Consider the following 732-nt stretch of genomic DNA (forward strand, 5'->3'; position numbering starts at 1 on the left):
TGCGCGCCGGTGCGTGCAGCGCATGTTGCCCGGCTGGCGTGATCCCTTCGAATAGGTCGGTTGCGAACCGGCGCGGCTGAAATTCGCCGCGGCCTGTCTCGGTGGGGATCGGGAGGACGCTCGCCAACAAATTGGCAGTTGGCGAGCCGGGAGAAGATGTTCTGTAACTGATGAAATGGGTGCAGAGCGCGGACCCGTGATCTGAGATGTGCCGCAAATCGGACCGGTCTTATGCGCCCGATCCCATCGGCCTCGAAACGTCCTTCTATGGCTGCGCCAGCCGGCGCGAATTGGCATCCGTGCGGAACACGATCGGGACCTCGCCGGTACGGGTGTCCCGCATTTGCCCGAAGCCGTTCATCGCGGCCATCCGGCCTTGCAGCACCACCTTCTGCAGTGCGCCGTGATCGGCGGATTTTCCGCACACCGGGTCCGTGCGGGTTGCGTCGCCCGTGAGCAGATAGCTCTGGCAGCGGCAGCCGCCGAAGTCTTCTTCGCGCGAGTCGCATGACTGGCACGGCTCGGGCATCCAATGCGTGCCACGAAAACGCTGGAATGCATCGCTGATCTGCCAGATCTCCCGCAACGGTTGCTGCAGAACGTTAGGCAACTCCAGCCCCGGCAGCATGCGTGCCGAATGACAGGGCAATGCCACACCATCAGGTGCGATCCCCAGGAACGTGGTGCCCCAACCATTCATGCACTTCTTCGGGCGTTGCTCGAAGTAATCGG

1 protein-coding gene is annotated in these 732 nt (G+C 63.0%); it reads right to left on the minus strand.

Going from position 1 to position 732, the window contains the following annotated elements:
- Window positions 1-265: 265 nt before the first annotated feature.
- A partial coding sequence (locus tag NG900_RS26400) for an SPASM domain-containing protein (RefSeq protein ID WP_252685346.1) occupies window positions 266-732 on the minus strand: 467 nt, incomplete at its 5' end.

Source organism: Ralstonia soli (assembly GCF_023955655.1).
In the GTDB taxonomy this organism is placed as follows: domain Bacteria; phylum Pseudomonadota; class Gammaproteobacteria; order Burkholderiales; family Burkholderiaceae; genus Ralstonia; species Ralstonia soli.